The following is a 17462-nucleotide window of genomic DNA, read 5'->3' on the forward strand; positions in this document are numbered from 1 at the left end:
TTGAGACAGCTTCTTTTTTGTTATATCCCCATACACTGGGTTTATTTATTTGCGGTAGTTTACCCGTTACCGAGCGCTAAAATCCGATCAAACTCCTCCGGCTTCAACGGCATCACAGACAGACGCCCCTGTCTGACCAAAGCGATATCCTGCAACTGCGCATCAGCCTTAATGGTTTCCAACGTAACGGATTTCTTCAGCGTCTCTACAGGTGCCAGATCCACAACGACCCAACGCTCGTCATCTGTTGTCGGATCCTGATAAAATTCCTTGACGACTTTGGCCACGCCGACAACTTCTTTTCCTTCATTGCTATGGTAGAACAGGACCAAATCACCTTCTTTCATGGCTTTGATATTATTCCTAGCTTGGTAATTACGAACACCATCCCAAAATGTACGGCCATCTTTATTAAATTGTTCCCAGCTATATTTAAATGGTTCAGATTTTACTAAGAAGTATTGCATGGTCAAATTTCTGTTAAGCGTTTAAAACTATTGTTGTGGCATTAAAACTTCCATTTTATCTGCAAAATGCGCACAGTAATCACGCAAGTCGCCAATAACCTTTTCTGCCATTGGATCACCGCCTGAAGAACGGATAAAGGAGTCGCCCAATGTTTGAAGTGTTTCGTAGAAAAAACGTTTCATCTCATCGTAAGGCATATCTTTAGTCCAAAGATCGATACGCATTGAATTTTTATAATGTGAATCCCATAGGGCTAAAAACATGGCTTTTGCAGGTAATTCCTCTGCATTATTTCCATCTGTAGACGACCACATGATATTTTCAGGCACGTTGTTTTCATCTAACGCTACCTGTAATTTTATTTCAGCTTTTTTCATTTTAATATTATTGAGCTATTTTTATTGAGCTATGTTTTTTGAAACAGAGACTATATTTGTCATCGATTTACAACCTAACTCGTCTTTATTTTTAAATTTTACCTTTTACCCAAAGGTAACTTTAACAATTAAACTGGTGACACAAACGACTATCAAAAATGCCAATTGTAATAACCACATTTTTTTATTTGGCTTTACAAAGACCCGAAATACAATATCAATGACGGTCAATATCAACAACAATAGGATAAATGCACCCCATGTAAATAAGGCCTTTTCATCATTGGGGTTTTCCATAACAAACCAGGCAACAAGGCATGCACTAGCGATATTTAGTGGTGTAAAGCGCACAATAAATTAACGTTTTTTAAAATTACGATTTGCTCCCCCCGATTTTCCACCTGCAGATTTACTTTTACTTTTTGCTCTTGGTTTAAATCCCGAAGCTCGTTGTGCCTCGCGCACTTCTTTCTGTTTGATAACGTATTTTTTCTCGTGAAAAGCACCTTGGAAATCAGGATCATCTTTTCGCTTTTGATTATCAATCTCGCGCGCAATATCCTGTTTTTCATGAAAAGGTGTTTTCTCGATAAAGACATCCTCTGGGAGTGCGTGCACAGGGATACTTTGCTTGATCAATTTTTCGATTTTGCGAACATAATATTTCTCGGCCTCATTACAGAACGTGATGGCGTCCCCCTCATTGAACGCTCGCCCGGTACGTCCAATACGATGTACGTAATCTTCAATAACAATAGGTACTTCAAAGTTGATCACATGGCTTACATTAGAAACATCAAGTCCTCGCGCCGCCACATCCGTTGCGACCAAAATCCGGATATTTCCTTCCTTAAATGCATTAATAGAATTGATGCGCGTGTTCTGGCCTTTATTGGCATGAATAACACGAACCTCATCTTTACCATATTTGCGTTCCAAAAAGTGGAAAACATTATCTGCTACCTGCTTTGTTTTACAGAAAACGATCAATCGGCTAAACGCTTCATCATCTTTTAGGAGATGTTGAAGTAAATTCAATTTTGTCTTTTGGTTGGGAACGATATAGAGCGCCTGGCTTACTGTCTTCGCTGGTGTAGCTTGTTCGGACACTTCAATAACCGTCGGAAATGCTAAGAAATCACCTGCAATTTTGCGGACAAGCTCACTCATTGTTGCTGAGAACAGTAAGTTCTGCCGTTTGCGTGGCACAATTTCAAGCACGCGATGGATCTTACTGATAAAACCCATATCCATCATCTTATCGGCCTCATCTAAGACCAAAAATTTAAGTGACTTAACGCCAATATGTCCTTCCAGGTACAGGTCCAAAAATCGACCCGGAGTTGCAACGATAATATCCACTCCTTTTTCGAGTGCTTCTATTTGAGTTTTTGGCCCTAATCCACCATAAAGTACCACTGAACGCAAATCAAGATAAGTAGAAAACAGTTTAATATTTTCTTCGATTTGCATGGCCAATTCCCTCGTTGGTGTCAAAATCAACGCACGCGCATCATTTCCCTGAGCATACTTTAGCTTCATCAGCATGGGCAAAACGAACGCCGCCGTTTTTCCAGTTCCAGTCTGAGCGATACCCATCACATCCTGCCCGGCCAATATTGGCGTAATTGCCTTTTCCTGGATCTCTGTCGGTTGTTGATACCCCGCCTCCGCTATCGCATTTAAGATCTGTTTATTGAATTTAAAATTTTCAAATGATTGCTGCATCTTGCAAAGATAAGGAAAAGAGTCCATTTGACTTTCCTTGACAATCAATACGGTACACATTTACTTTCAATTGACATAAAAATTGGCAAAAAGCATATTATAAAGTCTAATATTTTGGTTTTTAAGAGAATTAAAGCATTTTTGTACCGTATAAACAAACTTTTTATCAGGTTGATATGAAAAAATTATGGATGTGTTTGTTGTTCATCACAACAAGCTTTGCTGCATTTGCCGATGAGGGAATGTGGTTTTTAATGTATCTAAAGCGTCTGAATGAGTCAGATATGCAGAAAAAAGGACTTCGCTTAAGTGCCGAAGAAATCTACAGCATTAACCACTCGAGCTTAAAGGATGCAATCGTACAATTCAATGGTGGCTGTACCGCTGAGATCGTTTCTGATCAAGGATTGGTATTCACCAACCATCACTGTGGATATGGTGCTATTGCAGAACTTTCTACACCAGAAAATGATCATTTAACAAATGGTTTTTGGGCCAAATCCAAAAATGAAGAGTTAAAACCTAAGTCTCTATCAGTTCGCTTTTTTGTGCGTATGGATGATGTTTCAAAACGAATCTTAGGTTTGGTCAACAACAAAATGTCTGAAGATGAACGTAAAAAGATCATTGCTGCTGAGACTGCTAAAATCCAAAAGGAAAATAGCGAAAATGGCAAGTATGTGGTTGAAGTAAAATCGTTCTATCAAGGCAATGAGTACTATTACTTTGTATACCAAGATTACAATGACGTTCGGTTGGTGGGCACGCCTCCAAATAGCATCGGTAAATTTGGTGGTGATACCGATAACTGGGAATGGCCCCGTCATACCGGAGATTTCTCGATTTTCCGCGTATATGCTGATAAAAATGGGAATCCCGCAGAGTATGCACAAGATAATGTTCCTTTGAAACCAAAACATTTCCTACCTGTCAGCTTAAAAGGTGTTCAAGAAGGAGATTTTGCAATGATCTTAGGATATCCAGGTCGCACCAATCGTTGGATGCCTTCTGGTGGCATCAACCAAAATGTTAAATTCGCTTATCCAGCTTGGGTAGAAGCTTCTAAAACAGGTATGGATGCCATGAAAAAATTCATGGACCAAGACCAGGCAGTCAAATTGAACTACGCTTCGAAATACTCTCAAGTAGCGAATTACTGGAAAAACCGTCAAGGAATGATTGACGCTTTGACATTACATAAAACGGCGGAAGCGAAAGCAAAAGACGAAGCTAAATTTGACAAATGGGCAAATAAAGCTGCTAACAAAGCAGAGTACGGTGATGTCATCAAAACAATCAACGAATTTTATGCTTCGACAAACGAGAAAGCTAGACATGACAATTATTTAATGGGCATGCTGCGTTCTAGCGCAATGGCAGCGTTACCGTATACAATCGGATCCGGTTTAGAAGTTTATGCTGCTGGAGATGAAGCAAGAAGAAATGCTATTCTTCCTCGTTTAAAGTCGGCCATCGATGCAGGTTATGAAAAAATGTATATGCCGCTTGAAGAGCAGGTATTGATTGACGAATTGAATCTTTACGCTAAAAAAGCAGGAAATATTGCACCATATATTGCAGAATTGGCGGCTAAAAACAATGGCGATTTTACGGCGTATGTCAAAGAATCTGTGAAGAACAGCATCTTCGCTTCAGCGGAACGTTTGAACAATTATCTGGCTACCCCTAACGCTGAAATCTTAGCCAATGATCCATTGTATAAACTTTCTTCGGCCCTACTTAACAGATACCGTCAAGTAGATCCTAGCTGGAAAGCACAAGACGACAAATTTGAAGGTGCTTATCGCAAATATGTTGCTGGTGTATTGGCTTCTAATCCAAAAGGTAAATTCTATCCGGATGCGAACAGTACTTTACGTTTAACTTACGGCTCGATCAAAGGCTTACCACAAGACCCGCGTAACGATGCTGACAAGAACTTTTACACGACGTTAAAAGGTACTATTGCAAAATACAAAAAGGGCGACGAGGAGTTTGATTTGCCACAGCGTTTGATGGATCTGTACAATAATAAGGACTATGGTCGCTATGCGGACAAAAAAGGACATTTACCAGTAAACTTCCTAAGTGACAATGACATAACAGGCGGAAACTCAGGTTCACCAGTGATAAATGGCAACGGTGAATTAATTGGCCTAGCTTTTGATGGTAACATTGAAGCAATGGCTGGTGATGTGATCTTCGACCATAAGCTACAACGTACAATTTCAGTTGATATCCGTTATGTATTATTTATCATCGATAAATTTGCAGGTGCAAGTAACATTATTGACGAACTTAAGATTGTTGAATAGTTTTTTTTAAGCTTTTTCGATAAAAAAAAACGAAATTTATTTTCTATTTGATTCGTTTTTGTATATTTAAGGAGTGTTTAGGAAAAACCATAAAAACTAAAATTATAATTATAAAAAAATGGAAAACTACGTAAAATTAAAAGAGTTAGTAGCTTCTATCGAAGCTGATGCAGACAAGTTCTTCAACAATGGTAATTCTGCAGCTGGTACACGTGTACGTAAAGGATTACAAGAAATCAAAACCTTAGCACAAGAACTTCGTAACGAAGTTACTGCTAAGAAAAACGACGGAAAATAGTTTTTTTTCGAAGTTAGACATAAAAAAGGCCTTTCAAATGAAAGGCCTTTTTTGTTGGCTGCTACAGAAATGTACAGGCCATCACCAAATTATAAATCTTAATACCCAGGTAATCACCGAAAGAGGACTTCAGTTTATCATAAACCTGCTGCCTGGTCAAGGGTTTATCTTTCTTCTTTAACAATGTTGCCGATGAAGGATTTACAGCGCCCAATTCCACCTTCGTCGCAAACATATTGTAATGTAGTTCCGGAACGGCCAAACCAAGGATCATTCCCGGTAGTCCATTAAAGGCCGAAGGACCTCCCGAAACAGGGATTTGATCCGTATAAAAAGCAACGGCATAGATGGAATCCAATACAAGTCCATTGGCCCTGCGGCAGGGATAACCTGCAATTTCACGGTACTCATTCGTAATTTTCCACTTGATCTTCAATGTCGAATCCGCCACGACAACCCTTTCCCCGCCTAACTCAAAGACAGAATTAAAGGCTTTACTTTTCAGATTCTGATAGCCACTTATCCCCGACTCAAAAATTCCAGAGCGCATCAAGCCACTAACAACGTCCGAATACTCTTCAGCAATATGCTCATAGAGCACCTCATCATTGGAGAAGGTCAGTTTCTTTTTCAACACCTGATTTTCGGGAATCTGCCCCATCATTTCTTTGATGGAGTTTCGTGTATCCTCGTCTTTTGCATAAGTTGCATAGCGTTTGAGGAGGTTTTTAAGAAACACAGTCTTGTCATACGTAATTGTTCCTTGTGTAGGAAAATAAGCATATTGTCCAACAGCTGTAGCTCCCCAGAAAAAGAACAGCAATAGGACGAGTAAATTTTTGATATCTTTCATTTTATTTCGATTTTACGAGCATTTTATTTATTTCCCAAGTGAGCTTAACCATATAATATCTACTGATTGTATTGTATCGGCGTTCGGTCAGTAGTGTTCCATTTTGACTTCTGTCAAAACCCACATTCTGTTTGAAGAGGTCATTAACCATAAAGGTCAATTCGAGCTTTTCATCTTTTCGGAATTTTTTTGACAATGCAGGGCTCAGCACAAATCGTTCAAATTTTTTACTGTACACCGCCGTGGGTGCCTGATACGTATAGCTAAAATCTGCCCGCACAATAAATTTAGCCGGAAGAAAATACTTTAGGTTTCCTTCAGATGAAAACGTAAATCCCTTACTATCTTCCATTGCACCGATGGAATTGTCTTGTATAAGATATCCTGGAGACAATTCAATACCAAAGTCCAAGCCTTTGGTGGTCGATCGCTGTAGACTATAATTGATCGCATAACGCTGCACTTTGGCATTCGCCGAAACAGTATTGACATAGTTATAATTGTTGCTGAAAGATACCGATGGACCGCCACCATGTCTCAATTGAATTTTTTTCCATAATTTGCCGTAATACATTGGCCTGATGCTAATTTGATTATTGCTGTTATGATTCAAATTTCCCCAGACAAATGTCGTCTTGCCCAATGAATCAATCGTTGTATTTTGCACCAAAGCATTGTTGGTACGTGAGGCACTCAAAAATATACCTATAAACTTATCTTCCAATACGGAATACGTTCTAAAGCTTAGATTCAAATTATTGGTGTAGGAGGGTTTCAAATTTTCATTACCTAGATATTCATTCAAAGGGTCCAAATTCGACCGGAGTGGCTGGATCTGATTCAAAGAAGGCAAACCATTGGTACCCTGATATTCCAGATTGATCGATTTATTTTTTTGTATTTCATAATTAACATTAGCCACCGGATTATAGACAAAAAAAGATCGTGAGAGTCTCGAATTTTCCATCCGGTTTAACTGTGACAGATTACTGTTTTCGAACTTATTCGAGACATTGATCACTAGCTTTTCCAGGGGTTTATAATTAATTGCGAAATTATAGGTGTTTTTTATCGTTTTATATAAGAAATCATTGCTATACAAACTATCTAGCCTATCAAAAGTACCGGTATGCTGATTTTTATCGAAAGATCTAACTGCGTTGTTATTTCTGTTGAGATTCAATCCATATTCAAAAGAAAGGATCATCTTTTTTGAAATCGGTTCGGAATAAGCGAATTCACCGCCCGTGGAAAAAGAGCTGTTTTTCACAAATTTCTTCTGGTCGAGAGTCGAATCTCTTTCAGCATTCCCTTCTTTGTAAAATTTGAGTTTAGAAAACAAATCTTGCTCACCATCCTGTTTATTACCTGATGTAAAATAGTTGAATGATAACGAACGGCCTTTCTTTTTAAAACGTCTTACATAGAGTGCTGAGGCATTATACTGTTCTGACTTAGAATCGTTCGTAAACTTCCGCATGTTATCGTTGATCTTTTGATCAAATTGATTTACAGTAGTTGATTGTGTCTCTGAAGAACTATTATCATGTCTTTTGTTTGCACCTGCCCAGACCGTTAAATCCGACATGGAATCGACCTTAAATTCATATTTCAAACCAATATTATGCTTTCTGTTCTCATTTGACGCCAATGTGCTGCTATTGCTAGTCAATATCGTGTCGCGTGCCGCATTGCGCGTAAACACACTGCGATCCAGATCAACATCAGATCGGATATGCTTATAGTCGATCCGCCAAGCATGTTTTTTGTTAGCGGTTTTATCCGAATATAAAAATCCTGTATTCAAGGATTTGGGAATACCTTCGCCATTAAAATTATCACCGCCATCGTAATCTCCCCCCATACTATTCACTTCATCATAGCTGAGACCGGTCTTCCCGGTATTGCTTGCAATCAAATAAGCCGAAGCTTTAAACGATTGATTAAAATAGTTCAAAAAGCCCTGTCCAGCGTAGAATTTATCGCTACCTCCACCGACATCAACTTTTCCGAATATTCCGCGTCTAGCTTCCTCTTTTAGTTTCACGTTGATTGTCTGTGTACGTTCACCGTCATCAATTCCTGTTTTCTCAGCTTTATCAGACTTCTTTTCATAAACCTGAATTTTATCAACCATATCAGAACGAATATTCCGGCTTACTAAAATGGGATCGTCACCAAAGAACTCTTCCCCGTCAACAAGCATTTTCTTCACTGTTTTTCCTTGGGCAGTAATTTTTCCAGAGGCATCGACGGTAATCCCAGGTAAGACTTTCAACAAATCTTCAACTTTGGCGTTCTTTTCCACTTTAAAACTTCCAGCATCATATTCCGTTGTGTCCCCCTTGATACTAATGGGCACCCGTCCCATTACAATGACTTCCTCCAGCAAGGTTGCGCTGCTGGTCATTCCAATAGATAGGTTATTGTAATGGTGCCCTGGCAAGATCTCCGCGTAATATTCACCATACTTCGGATAGGTTACAATGATAAAATATTGTCCCGTATCTGGTCGCTCAAGAGAGAACTTACCTTGTTCATCTGAACGGGTAAAATTGGTCAAAATAGAATCTTTGGCAGTTAACAACATAATTGTTGCATTATGCAGCTTAAGCTGATCCTTTACATCACTGATTTTTCCTTCAATTCGCGATTGAGCATGAACTATTCCGCAGAAACAGAATAAAAGAAGTAAAAGTAGTTGCCCCACTCTTTTCATAATATGGTTTTGGATAGTATATAATTATATAAATAATAAAATTCGTGCACAAAACTAATATTTTGTTTCAGTTAATTTCAGTTTATCCCAAAAAAAATACAATCAATAAAAAGGTATTAAAAAATAAAACAAACAATTGACTAACAATGCAATACAAACTAAAAATCATAAAAAAAGCTCTTCTTTTGAAGAGCTTTTTTATCTAAACAGTTAGAAATATGCAACATATTGTATAAACAGCATGCTGTGATCTTTATAAATTGCCAAGTTCCATAATAAATTGAACAGTTTCTTTATTCATGTGTTGAGACAGCACACTTGTAATCTGATCTGTCATGGCCTTTCTTGTCATTCGTTTGACTTTGGTATTCTCGAATTTCTTTTTGTCCATCACTACGGTGTTGCTGAGTTCAACTTTTGTTGCAAAATAGGAAACGTGCTGACTAGGTACAACCAAGCCTAAAATCATTCCGGGGAGACCATTGATGGACTCTGGGCCACCACTGATCGGAATTTCATTGCAGTAATATCCAATGACATAAATGGAATCCGGTGTAATACCATTGGCTCTCCTGCAATTGTACCCAGCGATCTCACGGTATTCATCGGTGATTTTCCATTTGATACGCTTCATGGAATCCTGAACAATAATTTTTTCACCTACAATATCATTGTATCTCAAAAAAGATCGGTTGGACATATTTGAAAGTGTGGATGCATCAAAGTCTAGCGCAAGCATCATAATATACTGCTTAATCTCCGCATCCAGGCTCTCGTCTTTTACCGACTCAAACAAAGTCTCCGTGGTATTAAATTTCATAGACTTCTTTAACACGGCACTTTCTGGTAATCTCGGTATTATACGCTCAAAAAATTGTTTTGAGTTATCATCGGCTTTAGCGATGAATTTTTTACTTACGATATTCTTCATATACATCGTCTTATCGTAGGAAATAGTTCCCGATCGACCAAACAACGTATACTGTGCTTTAAGACCAAAGGCTGAACAACAGAAGAAGAGAAAAAAGATATATTTTAACATTGTATTTCGCTTAATATTTTATAAAAACATTTTTGTAAAATCCCATGATAGTTTAAGCATATAATATCTGCGTATCGTATCATATCGACGTTGCGTAAAGACAGAAGTCGATGCCGAACGACTAAAGCCCTTGTTTTGGTTAAGAACATCATTGATCATAAAATCCAACACCAACGATTCATTTTTCAAGAATTTCTTGCTTACGCCCGGATGCAACAAAAACTGCTCAAACTTCTCATCAAAAGCTTTGGTCGCTGCCTCGTAGGAGTAGGTATAATTCGTGTAAACCTTAAATGTTTTGTTAAAGAAGTACTCCACACTTCCGTTGGACGCGAATACGAAACCATTGCTATTGGTATTGCGTTCCAAACTTGATTTCATCAAACGATATTGTGGACTAAAGTTCAGGTCAAAATTTAAACCTGTCTTGGTATCTCTTTTAAAATTATACGTAAAATTAAAGTTCGTCGTATTTACTTTATTCAATTGGTGATTGAACATATTATAATTATCACTCATATTCACATAAAACTGTGGCGAGTTGGACAGGCCAAGTTTTTTGCTCAATTTGAAATAAACTCCAGACCATACGTTCAGGGAAGTATTGGTCTTACCCTCAACGTTATTCCAAGTATATGTATTGATCCCGTTCAATGTATCAATATTTTGTGTTATCGGGTTTCTTTCGGTAGAAATATTACCGCCGACATACACGTAATTCCCGGTCAACACACGGAACGAATTATAGTTCAGATTTAATGAGTTTCTAAACGATGGTCTTAAATTTTCATTTCCCAAATAGCGATTAATCTGGTCTGAGTTGTCTAATATCGGTTGGATCTGGCTCAAAGAAGGCAATTGATTTTTACCGGTATAATTCATCCATAACCCCTTAGTTTTTGTAAAGGAATAGCCTGCACTTACATTTGGATTGTAAGTAAAGTAACTTCTTGTAATCCCCTCGCTTGTATAGTTATTGAACTGTTTCAATTTGTCATTATTGAAATTATTAGCCACAGTGAACTTAAATTTTTCAGTTGTATGGACTATAGCCAATTTGTACCTATTGCTGCTTCTATCAAAATCATAGTTATTACTGAAACGACGATCCAATTGCGTGTAATTTCCCTCTCCATCCTTATTGAAAGACTCCACGATGGAACTACTATTACTTTGCTCAATTCCAGTTCCCACAACAAGGTTCCAAATTTTGGACAAAGGTTCGGTATAGGAAATTGAAGCGCTTAGCACATCACTTGTATTGTTACGTACCTTACTTTGATCTGTAGTTGAATCTGTTTTTAAGCTATAATTTCTCAGGTCAGAATTTAAATGCCCAGTACCTTTCATTTCATTTCTTTTCCATTGACCATCAAATGTAAAAGAACGTCCCTTTTTCTTGAATTTATGGGTAAAATAGGTACTCAAATTGAACTCGTTGATATTATTTTTCACCAATTCCCTTGTATTCTCGGCAATGGTTGTGTCTGCGTTTTGGCCAAACTGATAAGCTTCACGTTTGTTATCTGACCAAAGATTCTTTCTTGATGCTCCACCTCGTATGGTTAGGAGATTTAACGAATCTAATTTCAGGTCATATTTCAGATTCGCACGATGCTGGTCATTTTCGGAATCTATATTCTTCACCGATTTGTTATTGATCAAACCTGTTGTAATCGTCTCATCATTTCCATCACTGCTCAATCTTCCGTATTTATAGTTAATGTTGACTGTATGTTTATCTTTATCAAATTTATCCGAGAAGTTAACGCCCGAATTTATGGCTTTAGGTACACCAATAACTCCTTGTCCAGAAAAAGGATCCGTAAAATTAGACCAGCTCATCGATCCGTCATCACCATAGGATACACCTGAATCACCACCATACTTTTGGGCATCCTGCCAGTTCATGCTCGTGGTACCATTATTACCGAAAAGCCCATAAACTGATATTTTTTGCGAACCCTTAAACTTGTTCAACATCAATTGCCCCATATAGTAGTCGTCGGTTCCACCACCAAGAAGCGCTTTTCCGAACATGCCATTTTTAGAGCCTTCTTTTAGCTTTACATTGATAGTTTGCTCACGCTGACCATCATCCACTCCTGTTCGCTCTGCCTGCTCGGATTTTTTCTCGTAAACCTGAACTTTATCCACCATATCCGATCGGATGTTGCGCGTTACCAGCGTTGGATCATCGCCAAAAAATTCCTCGCCGTCTACCAATACTTTTTTGACTGTTTTACCTTGTGCAGTAATCTTTCCAGATGCATCAACCGTGATGCCGGGCAAAGCTTTCAACAGGTCTTCAACTTTGGCATTCTTCTCAACTTTAAAACTGCCGGCGTCATATTCAGTGGTATCACCTTTAATGGTGATTGGGATACGGCCCGTAACGATGACTTCTTGTAATAATGTAGCTGTGTTTGTTAGACCAATAGCCAATTTGGAATAATCCACACCGGATTGGATCTCCGTATAAAAATCACCATACTTAGGGTAACTCACAATAAGCACATAAGATCCTGTATCGGGCTTGGCTAAGGAAAATAGACCATTTTCATCAGACCGGGTAAAGCCTGTTAATATAGAATCTTTAGCAGTCAATAGCATAACTGTTGCGTCTGATAACTTTAGTTGGTCCTTTACATCACTTATTTTTCCAGCAATCTTGGATTGACCCAAAGCCAGACCAGGAATAGCAAAAATGAAAAATAAGAGCATTTGTAAAACTCTTTTCATAAAATTGTTGGATAGTAAATTAATATCAATATAACATTAGTAGATAAAACCAATGTTTTGTTACAGTAAATTTAATTTTATTTCTAAAAAAACTAATTTTGGCCCACGCCCCCACTATTTGAACGAAATAGGAAGTCCTTTGTACAAAAACTCAGGTCCTATACCTTTACTCAAAAAAAGATTTTTTGCTAGACTTGATAATGTTTTTTCTGTTGCATATTGATCAACCGCCACAACTGCAGACAAAAGAAGCATATCAATAGGGCAAAAGATATTTGACAAGCTATCGCACTATAATTTTTAAGATCCGTGGTTATATCTGCAACTTCAATTTTGGCCATCAGATAATTATTTAACAGGATTCCGCAAACAGTCCCAAGGAGAAAAAATGTAATCGCATACTTTTTATTTGACAAGGCTTTTTCTTTATCTTTCTCAAGCGCTAAGATGCTGCCCATGATCCGTTGTTCAAAATCGTCGAATGGCATTTCTATTTTGCTCATTTGCATAACCCTTCTGAATTTTTCCTGCTGCTTATCCATAATACTCTGCTTTTTTAATTAACTGACTCAAGATGATCTGCATATTTTTACGGGCCCGGTGTAAGATCACTTTTGTATTTGCCAATGTCCAGCCCATAATTTCCTGAATTTCATCCATAGACTGTTCTTCTAAATAAAATAAACGTAATGCAACAGACTCCCGGGCGGGCAGGATAGTGAGTGCATCGTTGATCATTTCTTTTCTTTCATGCGCGATTATTTCATCCAATACAGAATCCTCATGCGATGTGTCATGGTGGGAAAGATCAAAATTGACCAGGTCCAGTTTCTTATGTCGAACGGCATTAAAAGCCACATGCACCACAATCCGGTAAAACCAGGTACTAAATTTAGATTTCCCTTTAAAGGAAGACAGCGATTGATAGCATTTTATAAATGCATCCTGAACGGCATCTTCTGCCAAATGCTCTTCCTTCACAATAGAAAGAGCGACAGAAAATGCCATATCCTTATACGTTTTTATAAAATAACGATAAGACTCCACATCACCTGACAGAACTTTTCGAATATAGATTTCATCCATTGGCGGGTTAAATATCGCGTTTTTTATCCAATCGGTTAGCAATTATCATCGCAACTCCTGCAGAAATAATCAAAATTGCTACGGCAAGTGAATCTGGCAAGTCTGTATTGATATAGTTATCCAAAATCCCGACAATGAACAGGCCTACTCCGATACCAAGGACCAAAATTCCTGGTTTTTGCCAATCCAAAGACTCCTTTTTCCTACTTTCGCTAGGTAGGTGTACTGTGGCACTTCGATAACGCATAATAAAATAAACACACAAGGTAATACACGTAAATAATCCGACGCCCAAAACGGCTGCTACTGATTGCTTTTCCATAATTATTTGAATTAGTTTTTACATTAGTCACGGCTATTCCCGAAAAGGTTACAACAAATTGAGTTAAATGTGTCGATTTGTGTAAATTTGTTTCAAACACAAACAATATGCAAAACATTAAAGAATATGTAGAAGCAAACAAGCAACGTTTTTTAGATGAGTTGTTTGATTTATTGCGTTTACCATCAGTAAGTGCCGATCCTAAATTTAAAGGAGATGTGGAAAAAACTGCTGACTTTGTTGCTCAGAAATTGCGTGAAGCCGGAGCGGACAATGTAGAAGTCTGTCCTACCGCTGGTAATCCAATCGTTTATGGAGAAAAAATTATCGATCCGGCACTTCCTACAGTGTTGACATATGGTCATTACGATGTACAACCTGCTGATCCTTACGAGCTGTGGGATACCCCTCCTTTCGAACCGACGGTCCGTGATGGCAAAATTTATGCACGTGGTTCTGCCGATGATAAAGGTCAGTTTTATATGCATGTAAAAGCCTTCGAATACATGATTAAAAATGATGCTTTAGCATGTAACATCAAATTTATGATTGAGGGTGAAGAGGAAGTAGGCTCAGTCAATTTGGGCACGTTTGTTAAAGAAAATACAGAAAGGCTGAAAGCAGATGTTATCGTTATTTCTGATACCTCGATGATCAGCATGGAGCAACCTTCTTTAGAAACTGGCTTACGCGGCCTTTCTTATGTTGAAGTTGAAGTTACGGGGCCTAATAGAGATTTACACTCCGGTGTCTATGGTGGAGCAGTAGCCAATCCGGCGACGATATTAGCAAAACTGATTGCATCATTACATGACGAAAACAATCATATCGCTATCCCTGGATTTTATGATGATGTTGTCGAATTGACTGCCGAAGAACGCAAAGCATTAAATGAAGCACCTTTTGACATTGAAGAATACAAAACAGACCTGGGTATCCAAAATATCTGGGGAGAAAAAGGTTTCACAACATTAGAACGCACCGGTATTCGCCCAACCTTAGAAGTAAATGGTATTTGGGGTGGTTATATCGGTGAAGGCGCCAAAACAGTATTGCCTTCAAAAGCGAATGCAAAAATCTCCATGCGTCTTGTACCAAACCAAAACTCTCACCGTATTACGGAGCGTTTCAAAAAACATTTTGAATCTATTGCACCAGATTATGTGAAAGTAGAAGTTAAACCTCATCATGGTGGTGAACCTGTCGTCACACCGACCGACAGTGTTGCTTACAAAGCGGCAGAAAAAGCCCTACATGACACCTTTGGTGTTAAACCTATCCCAACGCGTGGTGGTGGTTCAATTCCAATCGTCGCTCTTTTTGAAGAAGTATTGGGTTTAAAGACTGTACTCTTAGGCTTCGGACTAGATAGTGACAACCTACACTCTCCCAATGAAAAGTATGGTATTGAGAATTACCTTATGGGAATATCAACAATTCCTTTATTTCATAAATATTACGCGGAACTAAGCAAATAATTTAGTTTTTCATTAGATAAAGGGTTATTTTTAAATTTTAGAAATAACCCTTTATCGTTTTATGGATTTTGATTTTCGTTTAATTGTATTTTACACTGCGGCTCAGCACCTTAATTTCACCAAAACGGCTTCGGCCCTTTTCATCTCACAACCAGCCGTAAGCAAAAACATCCAAGAACTAGAGAAGAAACTTAGCGTACCACTCTTCGAAAGAAAGGGCAACAATCTTAATTTAACCGATTCAGGTCAAATTCTCTATAAATATGCCCAACAGATTATCAATCTGTATAATCAGGCGGGCCAAGAAATACAGGAGTTGCAGGAAGTGCGAAAAGGAAATCTGGTCTTAGGAGCCAGCACAACCATCTCCCAATATGTTTTACCTGCTCTGCTTGCCGATTTTCTATCCCAATATCCCAACAACCGTATCCAGTCTTTTCAATCCAATAGCCGCAGTATTGAGGAGCAGCTTATCGACAAAACATTGGATTTAGGTATCACGGAGGGGTCTACCGACAACCGGGCGCTGAAATACATTCCTTTTATGAAGGATGAGCTAGTTCTGGTCACAAATAGCCAAAACCCACTATTAGCTCAATTAAAAAATCCAATATTATCCGATATCACGCGCTTACCTTTGGTACTACGCGAGCAGGGCTCAGGTACACGAACAATTATTGAGAATGCACTAAAAGATAAAAGCATTAATCTATCCGAAGTACAGATAGAAATGATCTTGCCTTCAACAGAGAGTATCAAAGGCTACCTTGCTCGTCGCAACAGCTTTGCTTTTTTATCTATTCATACAGTGCAAAAAGAAGTGTTAAATAATCTATTGACCATTGTTGATATTCCACAATTGACAATAGAACGTTATTTCTATTTTACCCATTTATATGGAGGCCTTGCCGGTACGCCCAACCAGTTTCTGCAATTCTGTTTGCGGCAAAACTTCAAGTTATAACCAAATGTTATATCTCATAAACAAACTTCGTTTTAATTCCAGATTTGAGGCGGCTAGATTTGTACAAATGAATTAGCGTAATGGAATATAAAAAACTAACAGATTATTTAAAGGCACTCAGCTGGATCATTGTAGCATTGGTTATTACATGTACGACCTTATGTGTATTTCCACTAAAACATGAGGAAAACAAAAAGCAAACAGATTCTCTTGAAATGCGCAACGACTCGCTTATTACGCACGTTTCCCAATTTAAGGAAATCTCATTCAAAGATAATCCCGAAGGTAAAATGGCCAGTTATGGTGAAAAGCTAATCAAAAATACATACGATTATTTCTATGATGGGGAGGTCAAAATCGGGAACAAGCTTGCCTGCAGCAGCTGCCATCTCAATGGAGGCACAAAGGCTTTTGCCGCCCCTTATGTCGGGCTCACCAATGTCTTTCCAACCTATATTGGACGAGAAAATAAGGTTGAATCACTTGAAGAGCGCATCAACGGTTGCTTTGAGAGAAGCATGAACGGCCGAGCCATTCCTGAAAATAGCAAGGAAATGAGAGCCATTATCACCTATATTAAAAACATCAGCATAAATACAGTTAATAAAGGTCGGTTGGCAGGCCAAGGATTTATAAAAATGGATATTCCCAACCGTGCTGCGGACCTGAAACATGGTCAATTGGTCTTTGAGAATAAATGTACAAGTTGTCATGGAAAGGATGGTCAGGGGCTACCACAAACAGCGGGAAAAGGATATCAATATCCACCCTTATGGGGAAAAGACAGCTACAATGATGGTGCTGGAATGGCACGATTGCTTACCGCGGCTCGTTTTATCAAAGCTAATATGCCTTTAGGCGCAACTTATGATGCACCTCAATTGAAAGACGACGAGGCCTATGATGTCGCAGCATATATCAATTCTTTCGATAGACCTCAAAAAACAAACAAGCAATTGGACTATCCTAATCTAAGCAAAAAACCCAAAGATAGCCCCTATCCACCTTATGCCGATAACGTTAGTATAGAACAACATAAACTCGGACCTTTTAATTTTTAAACATAAATT

At 38.4% G+C, this 17462-nt stretch carries 16 protein-coding genes; 5 read left to right on the plus strand and 11 right to left on the minus strand.

Annotation, left to right across the window (positions count from 1 at the left end):
- Positions 1–59 precede the first annotated feature (59 nt).
- The 4 genes from B3E92_RS11475 to B3E92_RS11490 form a co-directional block, all read right to left on the minus strand.
- Positions 60–467, minus strand: coding sequence for an EVE domain-containing protein (locus tag B3E92_RS11475; RefSeq protein ID WP_070562313.1), 408 nt, complete (start codon positions 465–467; stop codon positions 60–62).
- Between the two features lie 27 nt (positions 468–494).
- Positions 495–845: a gliding motility protein GldC gene (gene gldC, locus B3E92_RS11480; protein ID WP_046674054.1), complete on the minus strand. Its 351-nt coding sequence runs from the start codon at positions 843–845 to the stop codon at positions 495–497.
- 105 nt (positions 846–950) lie between these two features.
- Positions 951–1196 carry a hypothetical protein gene (locus tag B3E92_RS11485; protein ID WP_286710152.1) on the minus strand — a complete coding sequence of 82 codons (246 nt, stop codon included), beginning with the start codon at positions 1194–1196 and terminating at the stop codon, positions 951–953.
- 6 nt (positions 1197–1202) lie between these two features.
- On the minus strand, positions 1203–2573 hold the full coding sequence (locus tag B3E92_RS11490) for a DEAD/DEAH box helicase (RefSeq protein ID WP_070562365.1): 1371 nt from the start codon (positions 2571–2573) through the stop codon (positions 1203–1205).
- Between the two features lie 176 nt (positions 2574–2749).
- Between B3E92_RS11490 and B3E92_RS11495 the strand changes: the two genes are divergently transcribed.
- Together B3E92_RS11495 and B3E92_RS11500 are read left to right on the plus strand one after the other, a co-directional pair.
- Entirely contained in the window at positions 2750–4888 is a 2139-nt protein-coding gene (locus tag B3E92_RS11495) for a S46 family peptidase (RefSeq protein ID WP_286896775.1), read from the plus strand.
- 118 nt (positions 4889–5006) lie between these two features.
- Complete coding sequence (locus B3E92_RS11500) at positions 5007–5186, plus strand: histone H1 (RefSeq protein ID WP_070562307.1); 180 nt, start codon at positions 5007–5009, stop codon at positions 5184–5186.
- 61 nt (positions 5187–5247) lie between these two features.
- Here the strand turns inward: B3E92_RS11500 and B3E92_RS11505 are convergent, their stop codons facing one another.
- The 7 genes from B3E92_RS11505 to B3E92_RS11535 all read right to left on the minus strand — a co-directional run bounded on the left by B3E92_RS11505 (position 5248) and on the right by B3E92_RS11535 (position 13950).
- A complete protein-coding gene (locus tag B3E92_RS11505) occupies positions 5248–6039 on the minus strand; it encodes a GLPGLI family protein (protein WP_070562305.1) in 792 nt (263 codons plus the stop codon).
- A 1-nt stretch (position 6040) separates the two neighbouring features.
- Positions 6041–8758, minus strand: coding sequence for an outer membrane beta-barrel protein (locus B3E92_RS11510; RefSeq protein ID WP_286896777.1), 2718 nt, complete (start codon positions 8756–8758; stop codon positions 6041–6043).
- A gap of 253 nt (positions 8759–9011) precedes the next feature.
- Positions 9012–9800 carry a GLPGLI family protein gene (locus B3E92_RS11515; protein WP_070562299.1) on the minus strand — a complete coding sequence of 263 codons (789 nt, stop codon included), beginning with the start codon at positions 9798–9800 and terminating at the stop codon, positions 9012–9014.
- Positions 9801–9818: 18 nt separating this feature from the next.
- Positions 9819–12542 (minus strand): outer membrane beta-barrel protein, encoded by a 2724-nt coding sequence (locus tag B3E92_RS11520; protein WP_286896779.1) that lies wholly within the window; start codon positions 12540–12542, stop codon positions 9819–9821.
- A 188-nt stretch (positions 12543–12730) separates the two neighbouring features.
- Positions 12731–13084 (minus strand): hypothetical protein, encoded by a 354-nt coding sequence (locus B3E92_RS11525; protein ID WP_070562294.1) that lies wholly within the window; start codon positions 13082–13084, stop codon positions 12731–12733.
- Positions 13077–13628, minus strand: coding sequence for an RNA polymerase sigma factor (locus B3E92_RS11530; RefSeq protein ID WP_070562291.1), 552 nt, complete (start codon positions 13626–13628; stop codon positions 13077–13079). Before B3E92_RS11530 ends, B3E92_RS11525 begins: the two co-directional genes overlap by 8 nt.
- A gap of 7 nt (positions 13629–13635) precedes the next feature.
- Entirely contained in the window at positions 13636–13950 is a 315-nt protein-coding gene (locus B3E92_RS11535; protein ID WP_139144912.1) for a hypothetical protein, read from the minus strand.
- A gap of 107 nt (positions 13951–14057) precedes the next feature.
- Between B3E92_RS11535 and B3E92_RS11540 the strand changes: the two genes are divergently transcribed.
- From B3E92_RS11540 to B3E92_RS11550, 3 genes are all read left to right on the plus strand, one after another.
- The gene (locus B3E92_RS11540; protein ID WP_286896782.1) at positions 14058–15428 is read left to right on the plus strand and encodes a dipeptidase; all 1371 of its coding nucleotides are present in this window, start codon (positions 14058–14060) and stop codon (positions 15426–15428) included.
- Positions 15429–15489: 61 nt separating this feature from the next.
- Entirely contained in the window at positions 15490–16392 is a 903-nt protein-coding gene (locus tag B3E92_RS11545; protein WP_286896784.1) for a LysR family transcriptional regulator, read from the plus strand.
- An 80-nt stretch (positions 16393–16472) separates the two neighbouring features.
- Entirely contained in the window at positions 16473–17453 is a 981-nt protein-coding gene (locus B3E92_RS11550) for a c-type cytochrome (RefSeq protein WP_286851570.1), read from the plus strand.
- Positions 17454–17462: the final 9 nt, after the last annotated feature.

It is taken from the genome of Sphingobacterium sp. UBA6317 (assembly GCF_002440385.1).
GTDB classification, from domain to species: domain Bacteria; phylum Bacteroidota; class Bacteroidia; order Sphingobacteriales; family Sphingobacteriaceae; genus Sphingobacterium; species Sphingobacterium multivorum.

Bases quoted from the DNA above. Each gene is read 5' to 3' on its own strand.
- B3E92_RS11505 (WP_070562305.1), bottom strand. From the start codon at position 6,039: ATGAAAGATATCAAAAATTTACTCGTCCTATTGCTGTTCTTTTTCTGG.
- B3E92_RS11540 (WP_286896782.1), top strand. From the start codon at position 14,058: ATGCAAAACATTAAAGAATATGTAGAAGCAAACAAGCAACGTTTTTTA.
- B3E92_RS11510 (WP_286896777.1), bottom strand. From the start codon at position 8,758: ATGAAAAGAGTGGGGCAACTACTTTTACTTCTTTTATTCTGTTTCTGC.
- B3E92_RS11515 (WP_070562299.1), bottom strand. From the start codon at position 9,800: ATGTTAAAATATATCTTTTTTCTCTTCTTCTGTTGTTCAGCCTTTGGT.
- B3E92_RS11500 (WP_070562307.1), top strand. From the start codon at position 5,007: ATGGAAAACTACGTAAAATTAAAAGAGTTAGTAGCTTCTATCGAAGCT.
- B3E92_RS11490 (WP_070562365.1), bottom strand. From the start codon at position 2,573: ATGCAGCAATCATTTGAAAATTTTAAATTCAATAAACAGATCTTAAAT.
- B3E92_RS11475 (WP_070562313.1), bottom strand. From the start codon at position 467: ATGCAATACTTCTTAGTAAAATCTGAACCATTTAAATATAGCTGGGAA.
- gldC (WP_046674054.1), bottom strand. From the start codon at position 845: ATGAAAAAAGCTGAAATAAAATTACAGGTAGCGTTAGATGAAAACAAC.
- B3E92_RS11495 (WP_286896775.1), top strand. From the start codon at position 2,750: ATGAAAAAATTATGGATGTGTTTGTTGTTCATCACAACAAGCTTTGCT.
- B3E92_RS11545 (WP_286896784.1), top strand. From the start codon at position 15,490: ATGGATTTTGATTTTCGTTTAATTGTATTTTACACTGCGGCTCAGCAC.
- B3E92_RS11525 (WP_070562294.1), bottom strand. From the start codon at position 13,084: ATGGATAAGCAGCAGGAAAAATTCAGAAGGGTTATGCAAATGAGCAAA.
- B3E92_RS11535 (WP_139144912.1), bottom strand. From the start codon at position 13,950: ATGGAAAAGCAATCAGTAGCAGCCGTTTTGGGCGTCGGATTATTTACG.
- B3E92_RS11520 (WP_286896779.1), bottom strand. From the start codon at position 12,542: ATGAAAAGAGTTTTACAAATGCTCTTATTTTTCATTTTTGCTATTCCT.
- B3E92_RS11530 (WP_070562291.1), bottom strand. From the start codon at position 13,628: ATGGATGAAATCTATATTCGAAAAGTTCTGTCAGGTGATGTGGAGTCT.
- B3E92_RS11550 (WP_286851570.1), top strand. From the start codon at position 16,473: ATGGAATATAAAAAACTAACAGATTATTTAAAGGCACTCAGCTGGATC.